This is a genomic window from Bacteroidetes Order II. bacterium (genome assembly GCA_016788705.1).
Lineage (GTDB): Bacteria > Bacteroidota > Rhodothermia > Rhodothermales > UBA2364 > UBA2364.
Map to the genome: position 1 here is coordinate 1 of JAEUSQ010000034.1, position 7,302 is coordinate 7,302.

Below are 7,302 nucleotides of genomic sequence, written 5' to 3' on the forward strand. Positions count from 1 at the left end.
GGGTATTAAATTAGTAGATTTTGGTGCGAATGGTGCTTTTGGTGGTGGGGATGATGTGGAACATCAGGTAAACATTGCCAATCCTGCACAAGGTCAATGGGTGAGTTTGGATATTCCTCTTTCGGACTTTACGGGGCTTACAACCAAGAAAAACATTGCACAAATTATCTTCGTGGGGGTTCCAACGGCTACGAGCACAGTTTATGTGGACAATGTTTATTTCCACAATAACATTACGGTGGCAACAGAAAAAGAAGAACTTCCCGATGGAATGTCAATAACCGGAAATTATCCTAACCCATTTAATACATCTACGACGTTCAAATACACCTTATCTAATGCGACCCAAGTGGCTTTTGAAGTACTGGATGGATTAGGACGGGTGATAGATCAGGGTAAGATTGGTTATCAAGGGCCAGGAGAATACAGTTTACCCTACGAGAATGGCCAACTTTCTAATGGTGTATATTTCCTACGCCTAAAAACAGATACAAAATATCTTGTTAGAAAGTTTATGGTTATAAACTAATTTTGTTTTTAAGCCGTTCCGCCTTAGAATCCCCAAGAAATACGCTTGGGGATTCTTTTTTAATGGCTCTGTGAGGGCAAGGGAAGAAAGGGCCTGCTTTATTGTCTGATGGATATGCAATCTTATTTGCATATCCAACTAAAAAAGTATAAAGAATTAGATGTATGAGGCTGCATTCGGGCATAGTTTATATAGGTCGTAATGAGCCGGGGAATATCCCATCGGCCTCTAAGGCCCATCTAAGGTATTTATTCAGCATATTGTTTTTAGTTGCTTTAGGTGCGACACAAATATGGGTGAGATGGTCTGCGTCTATTGTTTCGGTACTTCCGCCCCAATGAGCGCTGTTAACAGAAACAAGGCCGTCATTTTCTCCTTCTGCATGGTATAAAAGGCGATTTTGCGTGAACAATAGGGGTGAAATGTGGATGGGGGTGTTTTTTCCGGCCCGTGAAGCAATACACCGATAGTGCACGTCGGGATGATCACTTACATTAGGGTTAAATTGGGTTTTCATATATGCTGGCGTAAGCTGCCGTAGGACTTTTTGGGCATCAGAGGGTGTGTTCGGGAGGCTTTGTTTTCCGGTAAAGTCTAAAAAATGAGCAAAGGTATGTGTCAGTACTTTGGGTTGCTTCAGAAAAAAGGTGGCAAGGGAAGAACCGTGATGAGGCGTGGCAATGGTGGTGATTTGGGTAACGTGTGCCGCCATATCTAAGTTGCTCACCAAGTACCGGGCGTCTAATCCACCCAAGGAATGGGCCATCAAGTGGACCTTGTCTGCGCCCGTTTCCTCCAGTATGCGTAAGAGATGGGCACGCCAAGCCAAAGCCCTTTCTTCGGTATGGTTGTATGGCGCAACATTCGGTGCAAAAGCCTTGCAACCGTGCAAGCGCAAGAAAAGAGCGATGGGGTCCATCATGCCTTTTCGCCCAATTGCTCCCATCAAGCCCATCCCGTGCATCAGCATAATAGGCGTTTGGAAAGGGTATAGTGGGGGTTGAGGGAAAGGTACAAGTTTAGACAGCATCGGCATAGATTCAAAACAGTTGAAACAGCCATAGGGTGCATCCTGCCACAATAGGAATCCGGATATTGTCGTCTAATGGCAAAGGCAAAGCTTCTGCCAAGGCTGCAAACAGTATGGCGGTTATCAATGCAAAAAAACCGATTGAAGGCACAAAGGGAAAAACCATGCACGAAAACAGAACAAAGGCAATGCTACCCTCAATACTTTTTCCGGTATTCCATAAAGGGGTTTTGCCATAAAGACGTCCTATAATGGCTGCAAAGGCGTCGCCCAGAATCAAAATACTAAAAGATGCAAGGGCGATATCTTGTGGGAACAACGAAAAGGTAAGAACAGCGCCCAGCAAGACCCACGTAGCCCCGTTTATGATGAGTTTTTTGGGGATCAGCTCAAAGTCCCGCATCATAAAGGCAAAATATTGGTTGATGAACGACCGGAAGGGTTCCGAATGCGCCCGCAGTAAATCTCCTAAAAAAAACAATAGGCAGAGTGGAATTAAAATTTTGAGCGCAAGCCCAGCGCCCCAAATCCATACAAAAGCAGAAATGCCCAAAGAACTTAGGTGTACGGCTTTGCGGCTAAGCTCTGCCCAGAAGGGAATGTGGTTGGGGGTTGTAGTCACCGATTTTTATAGACTGAAGCAAAAAAATAGTTCAGTCTAACTGTACTTCCGTGGCTTTTGGGTGTTCTGTTTTAGAAAAAAGTTTGATATTCCTTTAAAGAAGCCTCCGAAGAATCCTTAATGGTTGATGGTCATTTGTCGGGTGGTGGCGCCCACTGGCGTTTCCAATCGGACGAGATAGCGGCCATTTGGTAGCCAATCTCCATTAAAACGAATATCGTGGTTCCCTGCATCATGAAAAGAATCTGTAAGTTTGGCGATCATCCGTCCGTTTAGGTCATATACACGCAAACTTGCCTTCATCGGCTGTGGAAGCGTAAAGCGAATGGTTGTCAGATCCTTAAAGGGATTCGGGAAATTTTGTTCCAGAACAATGCCGTGTGGTAATGGTTCTTCTTGGTAGCTGGGCGTGGCGACGATAGGCGGTAAATAGCCTCCTACAGAAAACGATGGCAAGCCTAAAATTTGTTGAACCTCGTTCTGAGACATGCCAAACCAATTGAGGAGTACGGTACCATAAACCGCCCGGAAGTCGGTACTGTATTTGATATTCCCACCCGCATCAAGGTTCACAAGGTCTGGACCTGTTCCAAAAAAACCACCATTAACACCTTTTCCGAAAAGGAACATGGGCGCTGCGGTGCCGTGGTCGGTGCCAGAGGAGCCATTTTCTTTTACACGCCGTCCAAACTCCGAGAAAGTCATGGATAGTACGCGGTCACCATATCCGGCAGCATTAAGTTCATCCGTAAAGGCTTTAACGGCATCCCCCAACTGAAGTAGTAAGTTTGCTTGGGTCGTTGCCTGAGAGGCGTGTGTATCGAACCCGCTCAGAGACACGTGGTAAATACGAGCCCCTAATTCGCCCCGAATAAGCCGAGAGACGATGGCTAAACTCCCTGCAAAAGTGGTAGAAGGATAGGTGACGGTTGCTTTAGTCTTATCATAAGAGGTTTTGAGTGCCGTTCCGTACACCACAGAGTCATTTGCGACAGACCGTACATACGATAGTTCTGTTCCATAATGGGAAGTAGGCACATCGTCGGGATCATAAACTGCGCCTCCCGAAACAATCCGGTAGAATTCTGATGGATCGGAGACGGACAAGCCCATAGCGGTATCGGGTCCTCGGAACAACATGGAGGCCACCGATCCAATTTGGACCGCTAGGGGGTAGGGCGTTGGATTGTTTTTGTATTCCGGATATTCGGTGTCTAAACTGCGGCCAATCCAGCCATCCTCCCAATAGTCGCCCGAACCACTGCCTGATACCCAAATATCTGTTGCCCGAAAATGGGACAAATTGGGAGTTGGATAACCTACTGAGTGTAATATGGCCATTTCATCGTTCCCCCAAGCATGTTGAAGGCTGCTTAATGATTTGTGTATATAATACTCATCAGATAGCTTAATAGCATCTGCGGCCTTGATCCCAATATTAGGACGATTGCTGTAGTAACGGTCATTCGTAACCGGAATAATGGTGTTTAGCCCATCGTTCCCGCCGTTCAGTTGGATAATGACCAGAATTTTATCGGTATTGAGCAGGGACAACCGTTCCAATAATCGGCTGCCACCATAGGCCCGAACGGGTAGTCCACTCATCATGAGACTGGCACCAAGGGAAGCTGCCCCTACCCGATACAGAAAATCGCGGCGGGTCCAGCGGGCATGGTCTTGGGCGTGGGCGTCGCCGTGTGAGAGCGAATCACCGAAACGGCCCAAGTCATCATGGGACGTGTTTTGGTCTTTGGAAGAAGATTGACACATGTTCTTGGAGGTTGAACAGGATAAAAGGATACAAAAGAGGGGATATGGTCAGCACAACTGGAATTCTGGTAGTCTAACCAAGTAACGGAGGAAATTTTTGAGTTTGCTTTCGGCTGTTGAGGCATTGATAGACCACTCATAGTCTGGCATACCATCTAATAATTTCTTCCCCAAAGCCGTTTTCTCTGTTTCGGGGAAAGGAACCGAAACAATCCGATTCGCGAGTTCAAAGGCCAACTCATAGGCATTCCCTACATTTGGCAGGCCCAGCGCAAAGTTTTTTACAGGTAGGGCTGGAATCGTCTTGGTACCCAATGCAAGAATGTTTAATAAATCCCACCGCCTTGTCAGTGCATTGGTCGAGATCCACGAACGATACTCGGGCCATCCAGCAACATTGGGAGGAGACATCAGCATTTGATCCGCTCGGTTCAAATAGGTACGGACGATGGAGGTGTAATTTGCTTCTGTAAAAGCGGGTAAACCCACTTCGTTAAAAAGGCCAACCGTTAGTTCTACCGGACTTTTGTATTTGGCGCCAATAAAGACGCTTTCAAAAAAGTGTGTACTCGCAAATAAGGTCCGGAGTATGGGTGTGATTTCAAAATTATGGGCGATCAGTTGGTCGGCCAATTGTGTAACGATGGTTTCATTGGGGATAAAATACACAAAAAACTGATACAACTTCCAGCAAACAAATCGTGCGGTTTCTGTTTTTCGTTCAGAAAAGATAAGGTTGATGACATCGTCGTATCCCCAGGCACCTGTTTTTCCAAAAATCGTTTTATTGCCCGTCTCAAAGCGCGTACTGTTAAAAAACGAACTCAGGGTTTGTGTATTAACTTGCCATCCAGTGAGGGCTTTGGCCGTTTGAACAATGTCTTCTTGGGTATAATTCCCAATCCCCATCGTAAAAAGTTCCAATAATTCACGGGCATAGTTTTCATTGGGTGCTCCCTTTCGGTTGTCCCTGCCATTTAAGTAATAGAGCATCGCCGGAAGCTTGCCCACCTCCCGCACCAATTGGCTGAAATTTCCAAGGGCATATCGCCGCAACAGGTCAATATATTGATACCCAAAAGGGCCATTATTATTGTAGCTGCCATAGGCCGTCACAAAATGGTTACTCCAGAAAAGGGTCAGTTTCTCGCGCAGTGCTCCGCCCCGCATTTCCTTATACCATGTATTTTGATATTCATACAACCAGTTGCGGGCGTTGGTATTGTATAAATCCTTCTCCGCTTGGGTTGCTGTCGAGGCGGGGTATCCTGTTGTAGCCCACGACGGAGTGGTTGGAAGGGGCAGGTTCAACGCATTGTTGATGATCTGGTTTATTGCCTCGAGTGGGGTACGGTTCAAAAAAGAACTTACTTCGTTGTATGGCGCACCAAAGCCCGTTCTTCGCAGTAAGTGCATCACCCGCTCACGGTTCCAAGGCATTGTTGAAGTCGGAACATAGGGTTCTAAACCGCCCGCCACAACTGGTGCGGTAGGCATCGGCGCACCCTGTTTGGGTGTCGAGGAAATCGGATGGTTGTCAAAATTGTTCATAACACTTTGAAGGGCGGGTTGCTGAAGCGATTGTCTGGATCAAGATAAATACAAAATCGCTCTTTTGCGATATTGATTTTGTGTTGAATTGGTGACGGAATTGCTTTTTTTTCTTGGAACCAGATGATCATGAAAGCGGTTCATTAACAAAACCCTAAACCAATTCCCTTTTCATGGTGCTTGTTACCCTTCCTTTTTTGTTTATCTGACCAAAGCACCAAGCATATGCAATCTAAGTACTTCATTCTTCTGCTACTTTTTTTTCCGTTTTATTTGCAGGCCCAACCAAGTCTTCAGCCCACAGGTTTTTCGTTTTTAAGAATTGAACCCTCTGCCCGGGCAATGGCAATGGGGAGTGCCTATGCTGGCATGAACGGGGATGTTAATACATTCTTCTACAATCCGGCCACTTTAGACCTATCTTCAGCCGGCGTGGTGTCGGTTTCGGTGCTCAACTATCTCGCCGATGCGCGTGCCACCTCGGCTGCCTATGCGCATCATGTGCCCAAAGTAGGGACGATTGCCCTTGGTGTTAGGGCCATCGGATATGGCAACTTTGTAGAAACGGGATGTGGAGATACGGCAGGTTCTGTTCCATCCGAATCTTTGGACTGTACACCGAACGGGTTTTCGGCAGGTGATGTTGCGCTGACTGCGGGCCTTTCCCGTGATTATACCGCCCGTATTCGTTATGGGATTAATGTACATGGCATCATTTCTCGGATTTCGGAGTACCGGGCTAGTGCGGTAGCGGCTGATTTTGGCCTGGTCTATCACCACGACGAAGGTGGGCTTATCGTTAGTGCCAGTGCCCTGAATGTGGGTAAAACATTTGATTCTTTGGGGGAAACCAAGGATGTGCTGCCTACGGATATTCGGGTGGGGATTTCCCAGAAACTGCGGTATATGCCGTTTACCATATCGGTGATGGCTTATAACTTGCTGGATATTGAAGAAGATGATTTTTCGGCACGACAGGTGCTAAATCATTTCAGTTTTGGCGGAGAATTCCGTTTAGGAACTGCCATGAGCATTCGATTGGGTTATAATCCACTCCGAAATGAAATGCTTCGTGTTCGAAACCGTTTGGATATGGCTGGTTTGGGTATTGGATTTGGCCTTAAAATCTCGCAATTCCGGTTAGACTATGGCTATAACAACTGGTCCTCGGCGGGAAAATTACATCAACTCACGGCCCAGTATCGCCTAAAATAGGCATTCGATTGCTTTTCTGGGTATGTCCTTTACATAAACCAAGATTTCGTCAAGGCACCGACTAAGGGATTTTGATACGCAATTTGCCGCTTCTTATTGTTTTTCTTCTAAGTACATGACAAAAAAGGGGTAATGATTTTTTGGTACAAGTGATTAAATTGATTGATTAAGACTTGCGCCACCCATTCTAAGCCATATGCGAATAATGATTTTTCTGGCCTTCCATGTTTCTTGATTTTGATTGGTTTTACCGCTTTATCTCGATACATTCCTGTTTTATACGCCCAAACGAAGGCCAATGCGACCATTGCAAGCAATTTATCTAATCGGTCATAATCTTTCAAATGGGTATCTTCGAGATTAAACCCAGCGGTTTTGAAAGCGCGAAACATGGTTTCAATTTGCCATCTAAGTTTATAGAATTCAAGCACTTGCTGCGATTTGCCAAAGGAAGCGACTATCAAATACTCAATATTTCCGTTTTTGTTGAGGTATTTCAAGCCTGATAAATAGACCGAACACGCTTTGACTTGGACACTTCTAGGATATTGATAAGCCACATTAAGCGGCAAATTATTGAATAAC

General features: G+C 45.8%; 7 protein-coding genes. 2 read left to right on the top strand and 5 right to left on the bottom strand.

Features of this window, described 5'->3' with window-relative positions:
* Nucleotides 1-529, top strand: a 529-nt coding sequence (locus tag JNN12_08930) for a T9SS type A sorting domain-containing protein (GenBank protein ID MBL7978452.1), incomplete at its 5' end; no start/stop codon positions are given.
* Between the two features lie 187 nt (nucleotides 530-716).
* Here JNN12_08930 and JNN12_08935 read toward each other — a convergent pair.
* The 4 genes from JNN12_08935 to JNN12_08950 all read right to left on the bottom strand — a co-directional run bounded on the left by JNN12_08935 (nucleotide 717) and on the right by JNN12_08950 (nucleotide 5,502).
* Entirely contained in the window at nucleotides 717-1,559 is an 843-nt protein-coding gene (locus JNN12_08935; protein MBL7978453.1) for a hypothetical protein, read from the bottom strand.
* Between the two features lie 10 nt (nucleotides 1,560-1,569).
* Entirely contained in the window at nucleotides 1,570-2,181 is a 612-nt protein-coding gene (locus JNN12_08940) for a phosphatidate cytidylyltransferase (protein ID MBL7978454.1), read from the bottom strand.
* A 117-nt stretch (nucleotides 2,182-2,298) separates the two neighbouring features.
* On the bottom strand, nucleotides 2,299-3,951 hold the full coding sequence (locus tag JNN12_08945) for a DUF1501 domain-containing protein (protein MBL7978455.1): 1,653 nt from the start codon (nucleotides 3,949-3,951) through the stop codon (nucleotides 2,299-2,301).
* A 48-nt stretch (nucleotides 3,952-3,999) separates the two neighbouring features.
* On the bottom strand, nucleotides 4,000-5,502 hold the full coding sequence (locus JNN12_08950) for a DUF1800 domain-containing protein (protein MBL7978456.1): 1,503 nt from the start codon (nucleotides 5,500-5,502) through the stop codon (nucleotides 4,000-4,002).
* A 225-nt stretch (nucleotides 5,503-5,727) separates the two neighbouring features.
* Between JNN12_08950 and porQ the strand changes: the two genes are divergently transcribed.
* A complete protein-coding gene (gene porQ / locus JNN12_08955) occupies nucleotides 5,728-6,717 on the top strand; it encodes a type IX secretion system protein PorQ (protein MBL7978457.1) in 990 nt (329 codons plus the stop codon).
* 107 nt (nucleotides 6,718-6,824) lie between these two features.
* Here the strand turns inward: porQ and JNN12_08960 are convergent.
* The coding region (locus JNN12_08960) for a transposase (protein MBL7978458.1) at nucleotides 6,825-7,302 on the bottom strand (478 nt) is incomplete at its 5' end.